This is a genomic window from Nocardia sp. NPDC003693 (assembly GCF_053981095.1).
The window spans coordinates 18,161-35,434 of sequence record NZ_JBSFNO010000027.1 but is presented as its reverse complement, the minus strand read 5'-3'; the positions used below and the strand labels follow the sequence as shown (position 1 = coordinate 35,434).

The 17,274-nt window shown below is 67.6% G+C and carries 13 protein-coding genes and 2 tRNA genes; 4 read left to right on the top strand and 11 right to left on the bottom strand.

Annotated features, from left to right (window positions below; translation table 11 throughout):
• Positions 1-309: 309 nt before the first annotated feature.
• The 11 genes from ACWDOP_RS26210 to dnaA form a co-directional block, all read right to left on the bottom strand.
• On the bottom strand, positions 310-1,335 hold the full coding sequence (locus ACWDOP_RS26210; RefSeq protein ID WP_454200802.1) for an adenylate/guanylate cyclase domain-containing protein: 1,026 nt from the start codon (positions 1,333-1,335) through the stop codon (positions 310-312).
• A gap of 195 nt (positions 1,336-1,530) precedes the next feature.
• Positions 1,531-1,603: transfer RNA gene (locus ACWDOP_RS26205), tRNA-Ala, on the bottom strand.
• Positions 1,604-1,632: 29 nt separating this feature from the next.
• On the bottom strand, positions 1,633-1,740 hold the full coding sequence (locus ACWDOP_RS26200; RefSeq protein WP_454200803.1) for a DLW-39 family protein: 108 nt from the start codon (positions 1,738-1,740) through the stop codon (positions 1,633-1,635).
• A 29-nt stretch (positions 1,741-1,769) separates the two neighbouring features.
• Positions 1,770-1,843 (bottom strand) — tRNA-Ile (locus ACWDOP_RS26195).
• A 133-nt stretch (positions 1,844-1,976) separates the two neighbouring features.
• On the bottom strand, positions 1,977-2,867 hold the full coding sequence (locus tag ACWDOP_RS26190; protein WP_454200804.1) for a DUF3566 domain-containing protein: 891 nt from the start codon (positions 2,865-2,867) through the stop codon (positions 1,977-1,979).
• Positions 2,868-3,024: 157 nt separating this feature from the next.
• Positions 3,025-5,538 carry a DNA gyrase subunit A gene (gene gyrA / locus ACWDOP_RS26185; protein WP_456347163.1) on the bottom strand — a complete coding sequence of 838 codons (2,514 nt, stop codon included), beginning with the start codon at positions 5,536-5,538 and terminating at the stop codon, positions 3,025-3,027.
• A gap of 83 nt (positions 5,539-5,621) precedes the next feature.
• On the bottom strand, positions 5,622-7,661 hold the full coding sequence (gene gyrB, locus ACWDOP_RS26180; protein WP_454200806.1) for a DNA topoisomerase (ATP-hydrolyzing) subunit B: 2,040 nt from the start codon (positions 7,659-7,661) through the stop codon (positions 5,622-5,624).
• A gap of 515 nt (positions 7,662-8,176) precedes the next feature.
• On the bottom strand, positions 8,177-8,767 hold the full coding sequence (locus ACWDOP_RS26175; RefSeq protein ID WP_454200807.1) for a DUF721 family protein: 591 nt from the start codon (positions 8,765-8,767) through the stop codon (positions 8,177-8,179).
• 454 nt (positions 8,768-9,221) lie between these two features.
• Positions 9,222-10,394, bottom strand: a complete 1,173-nt coding sequence (gene recF / locus ACWDOP_RS26170; protein WP_456347162.1) for a DNA replication/repair protein RecF — start codon at positions 10,392-10,394, stop codon at positions 9,222-9,224.
• A 256-nt stretch (positions 10,395-10,650) separates the two neighbouring features.
• Entirely contained in the window at positions 10,651-11,820 is a 1,170-nt protein-coding gene (dnaN, locus tag ACWDOP_RS26165) for a DNA polymerase III subunit beta (RefSeq protein WP_454200809.1), read from the bottom strand.
• Between the two features lie 922 nt (positions 11,821-12,742).
• Positions 12,743-14,587 carry a chromosomal replication initiator protein DnaA gene (gene dnaA / locus ACWDOP_RS26160; RefSeq protein ID WP_456347161.1) on the bottom strand — a complete coding sequence of 615 codons (1,845 nt, stop codon included), beginning with the start codon at positions 14,585-14,587 and terminating at the stop codon, positions 12,743-12,745.
• A gap of 585 nt (positions 14,588-15,172) precedes the next feature.
• Here dnaA and rpmH point away from each other — a divergent pair.
• From rpmH to yidC, 4 genes are all read left to right on the top strand, one after another.
• Positions 15,173-15,316: a 50S ribosomal protein L34 gene (rpmH, locus tag ACWDOP_RS26155; protein ID WP_454200811.1), complete on the top strand. Its 144-nt coding sequence runs from the start codon at positions 15,173-15,175 to the stop codon at positions 15,314-15,316.
• 109 nt (positions 15,317-15,425) lie between these two features.
• Positions 15,426-15,839, top strand: a complete 414-nt coding sequence (rnpA, locus tag ACWDOP_RS26150; protein ID WP_454200812.1) for a ribonuclease P protein component — start codon at positions 15,426-15,428, stop codon at positions 15,837-15,839.
• Entirely contained in the window at positions 15,836-16,180 is a 345-nt protein-coding gene (gene yidD / locus ACWDOP_RS26145) for a membrane protein insertion efficiency factor YidD (protein ID WP_454200813.1), read from the top strand. The genes rnpA and yidD overlap by 4 nt, the downstream gene beginning before the upstream one ends.
• A gap of 4 nt (positions 16,181-16,184) precedes the next feature.
• A complete protein-coding gene (gene yidC / locus ACWDOP_RS26140) occupies positions 16,185-17,255 on the top strand; it encodes a membrane protein insertase YidC (RefSeq protein WP_454200814.1) in 1,071 nt (356 codons plus the stop codon).
• Positions 17,256-17,274: the final 19 nt, after the last annotated feature.

Sequence of the window (17,274 nt, the reverse complement as noted above, 5' to 3'; positions counted from 1 at the left end):
GAACGAGATCGGACATATGGGGCAAGTATCGTCCGAATCGCCGCGAAATGTCACCTGAATAACACCGCGGTTCCGGTACGAACACATGTTCGCACAGGGGTACGACAGGTTTCGGTGCAAAAAATCTTCCGAACGCGATGCCCCGATGGCCACGCGATCTGCCGGTGTCGCGTAGGATCGTTTTCGTCGGCCCCTCCCCCCCGGGCCGACCCTACGCGGGCCTCGGCTAACTCCCCCCCTTCGCCGAGGCCCGCCCCCATGTCCGGGGTAGGTTCGCCCGCCGGGGCGACGAGGGATCAATCAGACGAATCAGACCAACGGCCGGATCTCGTTGCGGCGCAACACATGACCGTGCAGGCGGTTGATGCCGCGGACGCGGACCGTGCGCAGGTGCCGCAGATCGAACTGCGGATCGGAGCTGATCTCCTGTGCCGCACCGTCATCGATGAGCACCGTGCCCGGCCGGGCCACACCCGTGAGGCGCGCGGCCACGTTCACCACCGACCCGTAGAGGTCCCCGAAGCGTTGCAGGACTTCGCCGTACGCCAGACCCACCCGCAACTCCTGGGTGACGCCGTGCGAGGCCGTGGCGGCCTCCTGGATGGCCAGCGCGATGCGCGCGCCCTGCTCGGCGCTGTAGGACGCGAACATGACCTCGTCGCCCACGTTCTTGATCACCCAGCCGCCGTTGGCGGTGATGGCGTTGCTGGTGGCCGCCTCGAACGCCTCCAGCAGCGCCGCCAGCTCTTCCACCTCCAGGTGCCGGGTCAGGCGGGTGTACCCCACCATGTCCGCGAAGCCGACCGCCAGCATGCGCTGGGTGTCCCCCGCGTACGTGCCCTCGTCCAGCGAACGGGCCAGGGCCGCGTCCAGGTGCCGGCGCCACGCGTAGGAGTGCAGCGCCTCGAAATCGGACACCACCTCCTCGGTGGCCGCGCGCGCCACCTCGGCCCGATCCGCGCCCGGATCCTCCGCCAGCCGGTTGGCGATCCGCGCCTGGATCTCCTCGGTCACCAGATCGACCTGCCACTCCGCGAGCCGCGCCATCGACCGGCCCAGGGTGCGCGCGGTGGTGGTCTGCCGGTGAATGTCCGCTTCCGCGAGCACATTCAGGCGCGCGAAGGTCCGCGCGGCCTGAATATCGGCGTCGGTGTACTCGACGGCGTCGTCGTCGGGATCGGCCGGGAAACCCAGCGCGACCCACAGCCTGCGGGTCAGCGAGGACGGCACCCCGGTGCGCCGGGCGACTTCGCGGCGGTTGTACTTGCGGGGACCGTTGAGCAGGTACGGCTCGACCACGGATTGGACGAGTTTGGAGATTTCCGTGGCAGCCATGCAGTCACCTTACGGGGCGATCAGGCGCCGGTTCAGCGCACTGTCTCGTGTCACAACCGAGCACCGTTCGTGTCATGAGGAACAGCGGCGGCGGATTCCCCGGCACCGGGCCCGGGACGGTCGGCGGGTTCGTGGACACCGCGGACGCGCGACACGGCCAAGATCACTGATGTGGGCTTGACCTGCGAGAGATTGTGGAGCCTAGGGGAATCGAACCCCTAACCCCTGCCTTGCAAAGGCAGTGCTCTGCCAATTGAGCTAAGGCCCCGAACGGGACGAGTCCCGAAGAGGATCACATCAGCGAGTGGTTACCTCGTGCCAGAGATCCGCGTCGCTGCGCTGACGGAGCTTGCTGATTCCGAAGATCACCGCGACGACTACACCGACCGTGAGGAGAAATTTCATGAATCCCACCCTACTGTGATGTTCGAGAGTGGGCCTAGGAGGACTTGAACCTCCGACCTCTTCGTTATCAGCGAAGCGCTCTAACCGCCTGAGCTATAGGCCCTCATCCGGTTCAGAGTGTGTCACCCTGACCGAGGCAGAAGATTACCGGATGACCGTGCGGATAAGCAAAACGGCCGGTCACCGGCCTGAAATTACAGGCGGGACCGGCCGTTTCGGCACGGGATCAGCGACCGTTAATCGGGGTCCGCCAGGGTCACCTGGATACCGCCGACGAGATCGCAGCACTGGTTGTAGACGAACACGCCCACCGTGGAGAGCGCGGTGAGCAAAACCACATTGATGAGGCCGATGACGCCGGCGTAGCCGAAGACCGAGCCCGCGTCGATGATTCCCGAGGACGAACTGTCCGACACCATGTCGGTGAAGGTGCTGTTGAGCCGCTCCCACACGCCCATGCCCTCGAGCACGAGGTACAGCATGCCGACCGCCAGCATCCACACGAAGAACATGGCCACGCTGATCACCAGCGAAACCTTCAGCGTGGACCAGGGATCGATGTGGCGCACCTGCACGGTGGCGCGCAGCGGCTCACCGGTGGCCGCGGCCTGCGCCACCGCCGCCGGAGCGGACGGCGACACCGGACCGGCCGGCGGAATCGGTTCCGGCATGGGCAGCGGATGCCGGATCTCCGACAGGTCCGGCAGATCCTTCACCAGCTCCGGACGGGCGATGCTGCGGGTCGGTCCGTCGATGCCGACGGACTTCACCATGGCGGCCTCCTTGCGGGCCGCCTTGGCCGCGAGGTCCGCGGTCGTGCGGGCGTTGGAGGCGCCGGCGTTCAGGCCGCCGCCGCCGAGCCCGCCACCGCCGCCGAGCCCACCGCCGCCCAGACCGCCGCCGCCCGCCGGGCGACCGGTGGTGGGCGACTGGCCCGGCCGGTACAGGTTGGACTGCGGCTCGCGCTGCGGCAGCTGCGACCAACCCCCGTCCTGATACGGCGAATTCCCAGCCTGACCCTCCACCGCCTCGGGAGCGGCCGCCTCGGACTGGTCCGTCGTGCGCGCCCCGGGTGCCTCCGGCGCGAAATCGCCGGAGGCGTCCGGCGTTTCGTGCGGTTGCGGCACACCGCCCTCGTTCCCGGATCCCGGACGCGGGCGCGGCGGAATCGGGGACGGTGCGATTCTCTCGGTCACACCGTTGGCGTGACCGCGCTGGTCATTCGGCTGATTCGTGGTCAATGGTGAATCCTTCGATCCGTTGTGCCGCCGCTGTGTGGTGAAACTACTGCTTCGCCGAATCGCCGGTGTCGTCATCGGCGACCTGGTCGGGCTCGTCCGCGTTCCGCGCGATCGCAAGCAACGTATCGCCCTCGCCGAGGTTCATCAATCGCACACCCTTGGTCTGGCGTCCGGCTTTACGAACCTGATTGGCCGCAGTGCGAATAACTCCGCCGCCCGAAGTGATGGCATACAGCTCGTCGTCATCGTTGACGATGAGCGCCCCGACCAGACTGCCACGTTTCGGGTCGTACTGAATGGTCAATACACCCTTTCCGCCACGGCCCTGAGCGGTGTACTCGTCGATCGCGGTGCGCTTGGAGTACCCACCCGCGGTCGCGACAAGCAGGTAGATTCCGTCGCCGTCGCGAACCACGTTGAGCGAGAGCAGTTCATCGTCCGCGTTGAACCGCATGCCCTGCACGCCGGAGGTCGCGCGGCCCATCGGGCGCAGCACCTCGTCGTTGGCGGAGAAGCGGATCGACTGGCCGTGCGCGGACACCAGGAGCAGATCGTCCTCGGCCGAACACAGTGCGGCGCCGACCAATTCGTCGTTGTCGCGCAGGTTCACGGCCACGATGCCGCCGGTCCGGTTGGAGTCGAAGTCGGTCAGGCGCGACTTCTTGACCAGGCCGTTGCGGGTGGCGAGCACCAGGTGCGGGGCGTCCTCGTAGGTCTTGAGCTGAATGACCTGCGCGATCTTCTCGTCCGGCTGGAAGGCCAGCAGGTTCGCCACGTGCTGACCGCGCGCGGTGCGCAGCGCCTCGGGCAGCTCGTACGCCTTGGCCCGGTACACCCGGCCCTTGTTGGTGAAGAACAGCAGCCAGTCGTGCGTGGAGGTGATGAAGAAGTGCCGGACGATGTCGTCCTGCTTGAGACCCGCGCCCTGCACGCCCTTGCCGCCGCGCTTCTGCGACCGGTAGAGGTCGGTCTTGGTGCGCTTGGCGTACCCGGTCTCGGTGATGGTGACCACCACGTCCTCGCGGGCGATCAGATCCTCGTCCGCGACATCGCCGTCGGCGGCGATGATCCGGGTGCGGCGATCGTCGCCGTGCTTGTCGACGATCTCGGCCAATTCGTCACGGACGATCGAGCGCTGGCGCTCGGGCCGCTCCAGGATGTCCTTGAGATCGGCGATCTCGAGCTCGATCTTGGCCAGCTCGTCGATCAGCTTCTGGCGCTCGAGAGCGGACAGGCGGCGCAGCTGCATGTCCAGGATCGCGGTCGCCTGGACCTCGTCGATCTCGAGCAGCTGCATCAGGCCCGTGCGGGCGGTGTCGGTGTCGGCCGAGCGGCGGATCAGGGCGATGACCGCGTCCAGCTGATCGAGCGCCTTCACCAGGCCGCGCAGGATGTGGGCCCGCTCCTCGGCCTTGCGCAGCAGGTACTTGGTGCGCCGGACGATCACTTCCAACTGGTGCGTCACGTACAGCCGGATCATCTGATCCAGGCGCAGCGTGCGCGGCACCCCGTCCACGATCGAGAGCATGTTCGCGCCGAACGAGGTCTGCAGCTGGGTGTGCTTGTAGAGGTTGTTCAGCACCACCTTGGCGATGGCGTCGCGCTTGACCGTGACCACGATGCGCATGCCGACGCGGTCCGAGGACTCGTCGTGGATGTCCGAGACGCCCGCGATCTTGCCGTCCTTGACCTGCTCGGCGATCGCGTTGATGAAGTTGTCGGTGTTGACCTGGTACGGCAGCTCGGTGATGACGATCGTGGTGCGACCGCGCGAGTCCTCCTCGATCTCCACCACGCCGCGCATGCGGATCGAGCCGCGGCCGGTCCGGTACGCGTCGTTGATGCCCTGGGTGCCCACGATCAGGCCCGCGGTCGGGAAATCCGGGCCCTTCACGCGCTCCATGCACGCCTCGAGGGTGGCTTCCTCGTCGGCGAGGTGGTTGTCCAGCGCCCAGAAGATCGCCTCGGCCAGCTCGGTGAGGTTGTGCGGCGGGATGTTGGTGGCCATACCGACGGCGATGCCGTTGGAGCCGTTCATCAGCAGCGCGGGCACGCGTGCCGGGAGCACGACCGGCTCCTGCGTCTTGCCGTCGTAGTTCGGCGTGAAATCGACCGTCTCGTGGTCGATCTCGCGCAGCATCTCCATCGCGAGCGGGGTCAGGCGGCACTCGGTGTAGCGCATGGCGGCCGCGCCGTCGTTGCCGCGCGAACCGAAGTTGCCCTGCCCGTCGACCAGCGGATAGCGCAGCGACCAGGGCTGGGCCATGCGGACGAGGGTGTCGTAGATCGCCGTGTCACCGTGCGGGTGGTAGTTGCCCATGGTGTCGGCGACCGGGCGCGCGGACTTCACGTAGCTGCGGTCCGGGCGGTAGCCGTTGTCGTACATCGCGTACAGGATCCGGCGGTGCACCGGCTTCATGCCGTCGCGCACCTCGGGCAGCGCGCGCCCGACGATGACGCTCATGGCGTAGTCGATGTAGGAGTTCTGCATCTCCTGCTGGATGTCGACCGGTTCGATGCGGTCGCCGCCCGACGGGGGAAGCTCGGTCTCAGTCATGAATTGGTCTCCGTAGGAAGTCTTTTGGATGGTTCCGGACGCAGGAGGGGCCTAGGGGAATCGAACCCCCGGGCCCTGCCTCGCTAGACGTCGAGGAACCGAACGTCCTTGGCGTTGCGTGTGATGAAGCTGCGGCGCGCCTCCACGTCCTCACCCATGAGGATCGAGAAGAGCTCGTCGGCCGCGGCCGCGTCGTCGAGCGTCACCAGACGCAGGACGCGGACCGTCGGATCCATGGTGGTCTCCCACAGCTCCTTCGGGTTCATCTCGCCCAGACCCTTGTAGCGCTGGATGCCGTCGTCCTTGTTGATCTTCTTGCCGGCGGCCAGACCGGCCTCCAGCAGCCCGTCGCGCTCGCGGTCGGAGTACGCGAACTCCGGCTCGCTGCGCTGCCACTTGAGCTTGTACAGCGGCGGCTGCGCGAGGTAGACGTGACCGTGCTCGACCAGCGGGCGCATGAAGCGGAACAGCAGGGTCAGCAGCAGCGTCGAGATGTGCTGGCCGTCCACGTCGGCGTCGGCCATCAGCACGATCTTGTGATAGCGCAGCTTGGCGATATCGAACTCGTCGTGGATGCCGGTGCCGAAGGCGGTGATGATCGCCTGGACCTCGTTGTTCTTGAGCACCTTGTCGATACGCGACTTCTCGACGTTGATGATCTTGCCGCGCAGCGGCAGGATCGCCTGGTACATCGAGTCGCGGCCGGACTTGGCCGAACCACCGGCGGAGTCGCCCTCCACGATGTAGATCTCGGACTTCACCGGATCCTTGGAGCGGCAGTCCGCCAGCTTGCCCGGCAGCCCGCCCAGGTCGGTCGCGGACTTGCGGCGCACCAGCTCGCGGGCCTTGCGCGCGGCCACGCGGGCCTGCGCGGACGAGACCGCCTTGGTGACAATGGTCTTCGCGTCCGCCGGGTTCGCCTCGAACCAGTGCGCGAGATGCTCGTTGCAGGTGCGCTGCACGAACGACTTGACCTCGGTGTTGCCCAGCTTGGTCTTGGTCTGGCCCTCGAACTGCGGGTCCGAGATCTTCACCGAGACGATGGCGGCCAGGCCCTCACGGATGTCGTCGCCGGTGAGGTTGCCGTCCTTCTCCTTGAGGAGCTTCTTGTCCTTCGCGTACTTGTTCACCACCGTGGTGAGCGCCGCGCGGAAGCCCTCCTCGTGGGTGCCGCCCTCGTGGGTGTTGATGGTGTTGGCGAAGGTGTGCACGGACTCGGAGTAGCCCGAGTTCCACTGCATGGCGACCTCGAGCTCGTGCCCGGTGCCCTTGCCGGTGAAGCCCACGATCGAATTGTGGATCGGGGTCTTGGTCCGGTTGATGTGCTTGACGTAGTCCTCGAGGCCGCCCGGGTAGTGGTAGGTCCGGGTCTTGACCTTCGGCTCGGCGGCCGGGGTGTTCTCGTCGACGTGCTTGGGCGCCTCGGCGGTATCGCTGACCACCTCGTCGGTGATCTCGTTCTCGGCGACCCGCTGATCGGTCAGGGTGATGGTGAGGCCCTTGTTCAGGAACGCCATCTCCTGCAGCCGGCGCGCGACCGTCTCGAAGTTGTAGGTGGTGGTCTCGAAGATGTTCGGATCGGCCCAGAACCGGATCGTCGTGCCGGTGCGCCGGGTCGCGTCGCCCTTGGCGAGCGGGCCCGGCTTGGAATCCTTGTACTCCTGGGTCCAGTGGAAGCCGTCGGTGTCGACCTCGGCCTCGAGGCGGGTGGACAGCGCGTTCACCACCGAGATGCCGACGCCGTGCAGACCACCGGACACCGCGTAGGCGTCGGAGTCGAACTTGCCGCCCGCGTGCAGCTGGGTCATGACGACCTCGATGGTCGGTACGCCCTGCGCGTGCATGCCGACCGGGATACCGCGGCCGTCGTCGACGACCTCGACGCCGCCGTCCGCCAGCAGCGTGACATCGACGCGGCTGGCGTAGCCCGCCATCGCCTCGTCGACGGAGTTGTCGACGACCTCCCAGATCAGGTGGTGGAGGCCGCGCTCGCCGGTCGAACCGATGTACATACCGGGACGCTTGCGGACCGCCTCGAGGCCCTCGAGAACAGTAATGGAGTCGGCACCGTAGCCCGGGTTGCCTGACTTGGGCTTGGTCGAGCCGTCTGCGTTGGAGTCCATGGCAGCCACTGGTCGGTAGCTCTCCTTACTTGCTGATCCTCCCGGCGCCGGACGAGCGCACACGTGGGGCCCGAAAGCATGTCTGCTCGAGAGTTACGGGTCCACGCGCGAGCTGTCGCTGAACGCGCCGGGAGGTATCGCCGCTAGTTACTCCCCCATCCTACTGGTACGACCGACAAGGAATGCACCTATGACACCCCTGAGTGGGCCGTGAGTGCGAGAAATCGACCAGCAATATGTCCGGTCATGGGTGAACGGCGTGGAAAGAGCCTCAGCGGGCGGACGAGCGCGCGGCGGACGAGTTTGCGATGCGGTTCGCGGTGATCGTGATCGCGGGCCCGCGAATTCCGGGGCGACGCCCGGGCGCCGCGCGTGAGAACAGGTTCAGCCTAGTGCGGGGCACCGACACGACACGGCCCGCCGTTTCACGTGGAACGAAGCGGCGGGCCGGTCGGGATGGGGACGAGCGGGGCCGGTTCCGCCACAGGCGATTCCGGCTCGGGTCGGCCGCGGATCTACCCGTAGGTGTCGCGCGGCCCCCGGCCCTTGATGTGCCGCTCCCCCTTGCGCCAGCTCGGCGCGATGGGCCCGTTGATGCGCACCTGTTTGACCACGCCGTGGCCGACCGCGGCCGCGATCTTGGCCAGAATCTGCGACTGGAACATGCGCAGCTGCGTGGCCCAGGCGGTCGACTCGGCCTGGATGCTCAGCACGCTGTTCTCCAGCGAGATCGGCTGCGCGTGCGCCGCGATGTCCTCCCCCACCACCTTGGCCCACTGCCCGAAGACCATGCCCTCGGCCACCTTGCCGGACCAGCCGCGCCCCTTGGCCAGCTGACTGGTCAGCGCGCCGAACAACTGTGGATCGCGATCGTCCGGGCCCGCGCCGGACCAGCCGCGGCGGCGGCCGCGCAGCGCGCGCACCCCGCCCGTGCGCGGCGAGGACCGGCCCTGGCCGACCGACTTGCCGGCCGCGCGGGCCGCCGCGCGCGCCTCCTCCAATGCCCGGCGCGCGAGATCGACCCCGCGCAACTCCGGTTCCGAACCCGCCGCACCGCTCGCGGCGGCGGGACGATCGAGGTCACGGGGTTCGGACTGCTCGGCCACTCCACCTGTCCCTTCTCATCGTTGTCCCGTCGCTCGCCGGCGCTGTGTGAACACCGTGCGCGCCCGCCGCCCCGCGCGCACGGATCCCGTTCGCGGGCCGCACACCGGTCGGTGGTCCTGCAGGATTCTGCCGCATGCCGCCGACGAACACGGCCGCGCCGGGCGGTGATGTCGCACTCGCGCCACCGCGCCGGGTGCGAAACCCGGGGATGGTGTGCGCCGAGCCTGGGGACAAAGCTGGGGAATTGGGGACAGCTGGGGACAACTCCGTAGCAGGCGCGGAACACGCACGGGCGGCGACAGTTCGGCCCGCGCCGCGGCAGGGCGACCGGCCCCGATGCGCGCCGGGACGTTCAACGCGCGTGCGGGTGCCGGTGAGTACTACCGGGCGGAAAGGTGTGTGTACGAGCGCGATCCGGAGTCGCGAATCGGCGGGCGGAGGCGCGACGGTCCCTCAGCGCGCGATCCGCGAGGCGCGGCGGTCCGCCTCGCCCGTGGTCTCCACCGGCATCGGCGCGGCCTCCAATTCCGGCGGGACGTCCTCGGGCACCGCCGCGGTGATGAACACCTGCTCGGCCCCGGCGGCGACGGCGGCCAGCGCCGTCCGGCGGCGGCGATCCAGCTCGGCGAACACGTCGTCCAGGATCAGGACCGGGTCGGTGCCCGCGGTCCGCAGCAGCTCGAACGCGCCCAGCCGCAAAGCCAGTGCGAAGGACCAGGATTCACCGTGACTGGCGAAACCCTTGGCGGGCGCGGAACCCAGCATCAGATCCAGATCGTCACGGTGCGGACCGACCAGGCACACCCCGCGCTCGAGTTCCTTCGACCGGGCCGCGGCCAGCTCGCGCAGCAGAATCGCCTCCAGCTCGCCGTCGTCACCATCCTGTGGAGAACGCGCCGGATCGAGCAGTTCCGGTGGGAGATAACCGCTTCGGTAACCGATCGACGCCGGTCTCGACTCCGGGGCGATCGAGCCGTAGGCCTGTGCGAGGTGTGGATAAAGCTCGTGCACCAGGCGCAGGCGCTGGGCCAGCAGCACCGCGCCGTGCGCGGCCAGATGCCCGTCCCACACGTCCAGCGTGCTCAGCTCGTTCCCGCGCGCACCCGAACGCGCGTGCCGCCCCGCGGTTTTCAACAGCGCCGAGCGCTGCCGCAGCACCCTGTCGTAATCCGCGCGCACCCCCGCCAGCCGCGGCAGGCGCGCGGTGGCCAGCTCGTCCAGGAACCGCCGGCGCTCGGAGGGATCCCCGCGCACCAGCGACAGGTCCTCCGGTGCGAACAGCACCGTCTGCAGAATCCCCAGGATCTCGCGCGGGCGCCGCACCGGCGACCGGTTGATCTGCGCCTTGTTCGCGACGCCCTGGTTGAGCTCCACGTCCACGCGCAGCTCGCGACCGGTGTTCACCACCGTCGCACCGATGCGGGCGCGTTGGGCGCCGATCCGGATCAGCGGGGCATCGGTGGACACGCGGTGTGAACCGAGTGTGGACAGATAACCGACGGCCTCGATCAGATTGGTCTTGCCGTTGCCGTTGGAGCCCAGGAAAACCGTTCGGCCCGGCGGCAATTCGAGCTCGGCGGCTTCCCACGACCGGAAATCGCGCAGCGACAGGGTGCGCACGTACATCCGGTCAGTCCACCGTGCCCTTCGCATCGGCCGCACGCGCCGCGCGACCGCGACCCGGCGACACCGTCCTGTGGAGCGGCGATACCCACCTGGGGAGAAACGGCCCGGTGCCGGCGAGCGCGCGCGGACGCGGCGGGGCAGCAGCCGTGGCGCGCGGCGGAATCGTCACACGCACCGAAAAAAACCCGGCGGGCAGAGGAATCGAATCCTCTACGCGCGCCGAGTTTTTCACAGGGTTGTCAACACTGTGCACAGATCAGCCCGGGAGCCGCACCGGCATCAGCAGATAGATGTAGCTGCTGGCCAGCGCCGCGAACGCGCCCGAATCCAGCTGTGCCGGATCCTCTTCCGGCGCGGGCACGAAGACGGCCGGACGGCTGGGCGTCGTGAAACCGAAGGTCACCTTGTCGGTGTGCAGCGCGGACAGGCCGTCGACGAGGTAGCCGGGGTTGAAGGCGATGGTCAGCGGCTCACCGCGGAAATCGGCGTCCAGCCACTCCTCGGCGCGGCCCGCGTCGTCACCGCCGGCGGAGAGCAGCACGCCCTCCTCGGAGAACTCCAGCCGCACCTGCGCGCCGCGCTCGGCCACCAGGGCCACACGCTTGATGGCCTCGGTCAGCGCCGCCACGGTGAGCGTCGCGATGGAGGTGTGCTCCTTGGGGAGCAACTGGCGGAACTTGGGGAATTCCGCGTCGAGCAGGCGCGTGGTGGTGCGGCGGCCGCCGTTGACGATGCCGAGCAGACCGTCGCTGCCGGTACCGAACGCCAGCTGCACCGGCTGATCCGAGGCGCCGAGGGTCTTGGCCGACTCGGACAGGGTGCGGGCCGGGACCAGCACCGAGGTCTCCACGTCCGCGCGGCCCGGGTTCCACTCCAGTTCGCGCACGGCGAGCCGGAAACGGTCGGTGGCGGCCAGGACGACCTTGGGGCCCTCGATCTCCACCCGGATGCCGGTGAGCATCGGCAGGGTGTCGTCGCGGCCCGCGGCCACGGCCACCTGCGCGACGGCGGCGGAGAACACGTCCACACCGAGTTCACCGGTCTGGGGAGGAAGTTCGGGAAGCTGGGGATAATCCTCGACCGGCATGGTCGGCAGCGAGAACTTCGCACTGCCGCAGGCGATCAGCACGCGGGTGCCGTCCACCGACACGTCCACCGGCTTGTTCGAGAGCGCCTTGGTGATGTCGGCCAGCAGGCGGCCCGAGACGAGCACCTGTCCGGGGCCGGCCACCTCGGCGGCCACCCGCATCTGCGCGGAGACCTCGTAGTCGAATCCCGAAACGGTCAGACCGCTTTCGTCCGCCACGAGGAGCACACCGCCGAGCACAGGGACCGGAGGCCGCGACGGCAGGCTGCGGGCCACCCAGGCTACGGATTCGGCGAAGTCCTCGCGAGCAACCCGAAACTTCATGCTTGCAAGCTCCATCGCCCGGCTGTCCTCTCCCAGTCTCGATAGATCGTGGTCTGCGAATTTCTCAGGGGGGCTAGAGCCCTCTCCCCCGGAAGCCGCCTACGCAGTCTCGCACAGGGGCACGACAAGGAACCGTACCCGCGCGAAGTTCGCCGGTGCGCGCCGACCCTCCCACCGGCTCGGCGCGCACCCGCCGGCTCGTCGCCCGTGGTCATGGACCCGGGGACCGGCGCACGGACGGAGTCCGCGATGAAACGGCCCGCCGGTCGCGAACGAACCACTCGGTGTGTGCTCCGGTCGATGCTCCGGGTGTGTGTGGGGCAACCCGTCCCCCGTCCTTCTCCATGCCTCGTTCGAGTGGGGAGCGGCTACCCGTCGAACCGTTCACTCCCAGACCGACTTTCCACACACCTGTTTTAAAAGAGAAATCTAATTAGAGAGAACTGAAGTAGTAGTAGGCGGTGTGGAATCTGTGGACTTCCCCGGTTTCCGCAGGTCCGAGGGTGTGGCGGCGTGTGGATGTCTCGAGGGTGTCTCGAGGATGAACGTGGAGTGGCTGTGGAAGCACGGCCGGTTTCCACATTCATCCTCGAGTCATCCTCGAGTTGCTCCCCGGTTTCGGGCCCACCTACCCACATGGGAGTGAATCGGGGGACAACCCGGTGTTTACTCGAGGACTCCTCGAGGAGTCCTCGAGGAATCCACAGGGCACAACTCCCATCGGCCCAGGTCAGACCTCGAGGATGAACGAACCTGTGTGAACTGTGGACAACCGGTTGTGCACCCCTGTGGATCGAGCCCTGTGGGTAAACCGGTGCACAACTCGAGGATTCCTCGAGGATTCCACAGGCTTTCCTCGAGGACTCCTCGAGGAATCCCCAACCCCGGAAACTACAAACCCCCACGTCAACCGACGTGGGGGCCTGTTAGTTGTGGATCAGCGCGAACGTTGCTTGATTCGGGCTGTGAGTTCTTGAACCTGGTCGTACACCCGGCGCCGCTCGGTCATCTCCTTGCGCACCTTCTTCTCGGCGTACATGACCGTGGTGTGGTCCCGGCCGAACGCCTGGCCGATCTTCGGCAGGGATAGGTCGGTGAGCTCGCGCGACAGGTACATGGCGATCTGCCGGGCCTGGGCCAGCGGCCGGGCCTTACCCGGACCGGTCAGCTCCTCCAGCGTCGTATTGAAGTACTCCGCGGTCACGGCCATGATCGTGGCCGCGGTGATCTCCATGGTCGCGGTGTCCGGCATGAGATCACGCAGCACCATCTCGGCCAGGCCCAGGTCGAGGGGCTGACCGTTGAGCGAGGCGAAGGCCGTCACCCGGATGAGCGCGCCCTCCAGCTCGCGGATGTTGCGCTCCACCCGGCTCGCGATCAGCTCGAGCACGTCGTGCGGCGCGTCCAGCCGGTCCATCCGCGCCTTCTTGCGCAGGATGGCGATGCGGGTCTCCAGCTCGGGCGGCTGCACATCGGTGATCAGGCCCCACTCGAAGCGGGTCCGCAGGCGTTCCTCCAGCGTGGCCAGCTGTTTCGGCGGCCGGTCGGAGGAGACCACGATCTGCTTGTTGGCATTGTGCAGGGTGTTGAAGGTGTGGAAGAACTCCTCCTGGATGCCCTCCTTGCCCTCGATGAACTGGATGTCGTCCACCAGCAGGATGTCGGTCTCGCGGTAGCGGCGCTTGAAGGCCACCTTGCGGTCGTCACGCAGCGAGTTGATGAAGTCGTTGGTGAATTCCTCGGTGGACACGTACTTCACCCGCATGCCCGGGAACAGCCGCTGGGCGTAGTGCCCGGCCGCGTGCAGCAGGTGCGTTTTGCCCAAACCCGAAGCGCCCCAGACGAACAGCGGGTTGTACGCGCGCGCCGGAGCCTCCGCGATGGCGACCGCCGCGGCGTGTGCGAAGCGGTTGGACGCGCCGATGACGAAGGTCTCGAAGGTGTACTTGGCGTTCAGGCTGTTCGCCGAGGGCGGCTGCGGGGTCTCGCGCTCGGGCGACTTGCTGGGGAAATAGGACGGCCACGAGTTGCGGGCGTTGACCACCGGCTCCTCGTCGTCGTGGTGATCCTCGTCCACGGGCCGGCGCGCGGGCGGCGGCAGCGGTGCGGGCTCCGGGTCGGGATCGGGCGAGAACAACGACTCCTGGCCCGGCGGCATGGCCGGGGCCCGATGAGGTTCCCGGCGGCGCGGCGGGGCCTGCGGCTCGGGTGCGGGCGGCGGTGGCAACTCTTCGGCCATCGGCGCCGGGGGGAATTCCACAGGTGGATAGGTCTTGCGTTCGCCGTACTCGGTGGGGTAGTCCTGTGGAGCGTTGTAGCGGGCCGCCGGGTACTCCGGTTGTGCCTGGTAGTGCGGTACGGGCCGGTCCGCGGGGACCGGTGCGGGCGGCGCCGGCTGGTAGCCGCCGGGAGCGTGATCGGTCTCACGCGGGCGTTCCGGGCGCGAGGTCATCCGCGCGTGCCGCGGCGTACTGGGCGCCCGGTCCACCGGCGAGTTCTGCTGTGCCCGAATACGAACGCCCAGTCCCTCGACCTGGAGGCCGCGCCGCGCCAGCGACCGCAGAATGGGCTCGCGAAGATCTCTTTCCACGACCTCCTGCGCCATCGTTCCGGGCACCGAGAGCAGGGCGAATCCCTGTGCGAAGGTGATGGGTTCGATAATGCCGAGCCATGCCTTGTGAGCCTTGCTGACCGGCTGGATCTCCCCATCGGCGGAGCCGCTCGCAAGCTCGGCGATCACCTCTGGCCAGACAGCGGTCAGCACATTCTGCTCGTCGTCCACGAACGTAGTCCTCCCCGGAGCAAGGTCGATTGGAGCAAACGGGCAGGCACTACTCGGTTTCCCCATAACCGAGCGTGGGCGGGCGCCGTCGGCTCTACGAATATGCCACTTCAGGGGTCTTTCCACACAATTATCCACAGATGTGGACAACCTGGGGATGCGTGTCGCATCCCGGTGGATTGTCATAATTCAGCGTGGACCTGCGGTTCTTCAGCTAATCGTTAGCAACTTAGCTCGCGGTCTCCGACGCAGATAAGGACCGTACATGACCGAGGCGCGTGCGCACCAACCCGCAGGATGCGCCGCGTGGCGAACCCCGGACACCGGGCGTGGCGGGCCCGGGCGTACGGTCCCGACGAGCCGGAAGACGCGGGGCGATCCCACGCTTAACCCCGAGTTTGACCCTCGTCCAGCAGATCAGTACCCTTCTACAGTCACCCTATGGTGCGGTGGCGGCTGTCTGCTGCCCGTGCCGAACTAAAGGGTATGCACCGAGGGATCTCACCGATCCGCCGTGGTGCACACTGATTTACCGACAAAGCTTCGGGCGTCACCGGACGTCCACCACCTAGAGGAGTGTTGACCGTGGCCAAGGGCAAGCGGACGTTCCAGCCGAACAACCGTCGTCGGGCGCGCGTCCACGGCTTCCGTCTCCGGATGCGTACCCGTGCGGGTCGCGCCATCGTTTCGGCGCGCCGTAACAAGGGTCGCAAGACTCTCACGGCCTGATTCGACAACACCGAGATGCGGCGACGTATGCACGGCTCGCCGTGGAGCCGGACCTTCGGCTCGTCGTCTCTCGGGTCGCTCCCCCGCCCGCACTGCGTCGGCGGCCCAGGTGTTGCCTGAGCCGTACCGGCTGCACCGGCGTACCGACTTCTCCCGGACGGTACGCCAGGGCCGGCGGATCGGGAGGCGGGATCTCGTTGTGCACGTACTGCTACACGACGCTCAGCCGAGCGGACCGATGCCATCCATCCGGGTGGGCGGTCCGCGTTTCGGCTTGATCGTCAGCAAGGCGGTGGGTCCAGCGGTGGTACGCCACCGTGTGGCCCGCCGCCTGCGTCATATCTGCGCGAGTATCGCGGCCGAACTGCCCGACAACACGGACATCGTGCTGCGCGCCCTGCCGGGCGCCGCCGATGCATCCTCCGCCGATCTCGAACGGCAAGTCAGAGGCGGGCTGCGCAAACTCGGCATCACAGGTGACGCGGGCGCCGATTCCGGCGCCGGCGCCGGCACCCGATCATGAGCGCGCCGAGCCGAGCTCGCGCCCTGCCGCGCGCCGCTGCCCGCTTCCCGGCCCGAGCTCTGATATTCCTCATCGAGCTGTATCGGACCTACGTCTCCCCCACCCGCATGCCGGTGTGCCGGTTCACGCCCACCTGTAGCGAGTACGCCGTCACCGCCCTGCGCACCCGAGGTCTGTTCGTCGGGCTCGGACTGGCGGCCGTGCGACTGGCCAAATGTGCGCCCTGGCACCCTGGTGGGTGGGACCCCGTACCGGAACGTTCGCGTCGCCGGCACGCGGCATCAGCCAATGAAGGGTCGCCGTCCGCGGTGACCGGCGATACGAACGACGGGAGTACATAACGCCGTGCTCGATTTCATCTACTACCCGGTGTCGGCCATTCTGTGGTTCTGGCACCGCGTCTTCGGGTGGGCCCTCGGCGACGACAACGGTTTCGCCTGGGCGCTGTCCGTGGTCTTCCTCGTCTTCACGCTCCGGCTGGTGCTGTACAAGCCTTTCGTGAAGCAGGTCCGGACCACGCGGCAGATGCAGGAGTTGCAGCCGCAGATCAAGGAACTGCAGAAGAAGTACAAGAACGATCGTCAGCAGATGACGCTCGAGATGCAGAAGCTGCAGAAGGACCACGGCTTCAACCCGCTCATGGGCTGCCTGCCCGTGCTGCTGCAGGTGCCGGTCTTCCTCGGTCTGTTCCACGTGCTGCGCTCGTTCAACCGCACCGGCACCGGCTGGGGTCAGCTGGGCATGTCGCCGTACGACAACGCGCACACCGCGAACTACGTCTTCAGCGCGGGCGACGTCCAATCCTTCCTGACCGCACGGCTTTTCGGTGCGCCCCTGTCGGCCTTCATCACCGAGCCGACCGCCGTGCTGGAGTCCTTCGCCGAGTACGGCGGCGTTCCGAGCAAGGTCGCCATCATCGCGGTGTCGGTGCCGCTCATGGTGATCGCCGGTCTGGCCACCCACTTCAACGCGCGCGCGTCGGTGGATCGCCAGAGCCCGGAGGCCGCGGCCAACCCGCAGGCCGCCATGATGAACAAGCTCGCGCTGTGGGTCTTCCCGCTCGGCGTGCTCGTCGGTGGTCCCTTCCTGCCGATCGCCATCCTCATCTACTGGGTCGCGAACAACATCTGGACCTACGCGCAGCAGCATCTGGTCTTCGGCCGCATGGAACGTGAAGAGCAGGCGAAGAAGGAGCAGGCGCTGGAGCGGCGTGCGCAGAACGCGCCGAAGCCGGGCGCCAAGCCGGTCGATGTGCGCAAGAAGCAGGACGCCGTGGACACGGTGACCGCGGAGGGGTCCGAGACCGCCGCCAAGAACGGCGCCGCGCCCAAGGCCAACCAGAACGGTGCCAAGTCGACCGCGAACAAGAAGCGTTCCGGCAACCGCGGGCGGGCCAACCAGAAGCGCCGGCGCTGAGTCGCTCTTGCCCTATTGA

What these genes read in the sequence shown, in the direction of transcription:
- ACWDOP_RS26210 (WP_454200802.1), bottom strand. Translation starts at nt 1,335, where the DNA reads ATGGCTGCCACGGAAATCTCCAAACTCGTCCAATCCGTGGTCGAGCCG.
- ACWDOP_RS26200 (WP_454200803.1), bottom strand. Translation starts at nt 1,740, where the DNA reads ATGAAATTTCTCCTCACGGTCGGTGTAGTCGTCGCGGTGATCTTCGGA.
- gyrA (WP_456347163.1), bottom strand. Translation starts at nt 5,538, where the DNA reads ATGACTGAGACCGAGCTTCCCCCGTCGGGCGGCGACCGCATCGAACCG.
- gyrB (WP_454200806.1), bottom strand. Translation starts at nt 7,661, where the DNA reads ATGGACTCCAACGCAGACGGCTCGACCAAGCCCAAGTCAGGCAACCCG.
- recF (WP_456347162.1), bottom strand. Translation starts at nt 10,394, where the DNA reads ATGTACGTGCGCACCCTGTCGCTGCGCGATTTCCGGTCGTGGGAAGCC.
- dnaN (WP_454200809.1), bottom strand. Translation starts at nt 11,820, where the DNA reads ATGGAGCTTGCAAGCATGAAGTTTCGGGTTGCTCGCGAGGACTTCGCC.
- yidD (WP_454200813.1), top strand. Translation starts at nt 15,836, where the DNA reads ATGAGCGCGCCGAGCCGAGCTCGCGCCCTGCCGCGCGCCGCTGCCCGC.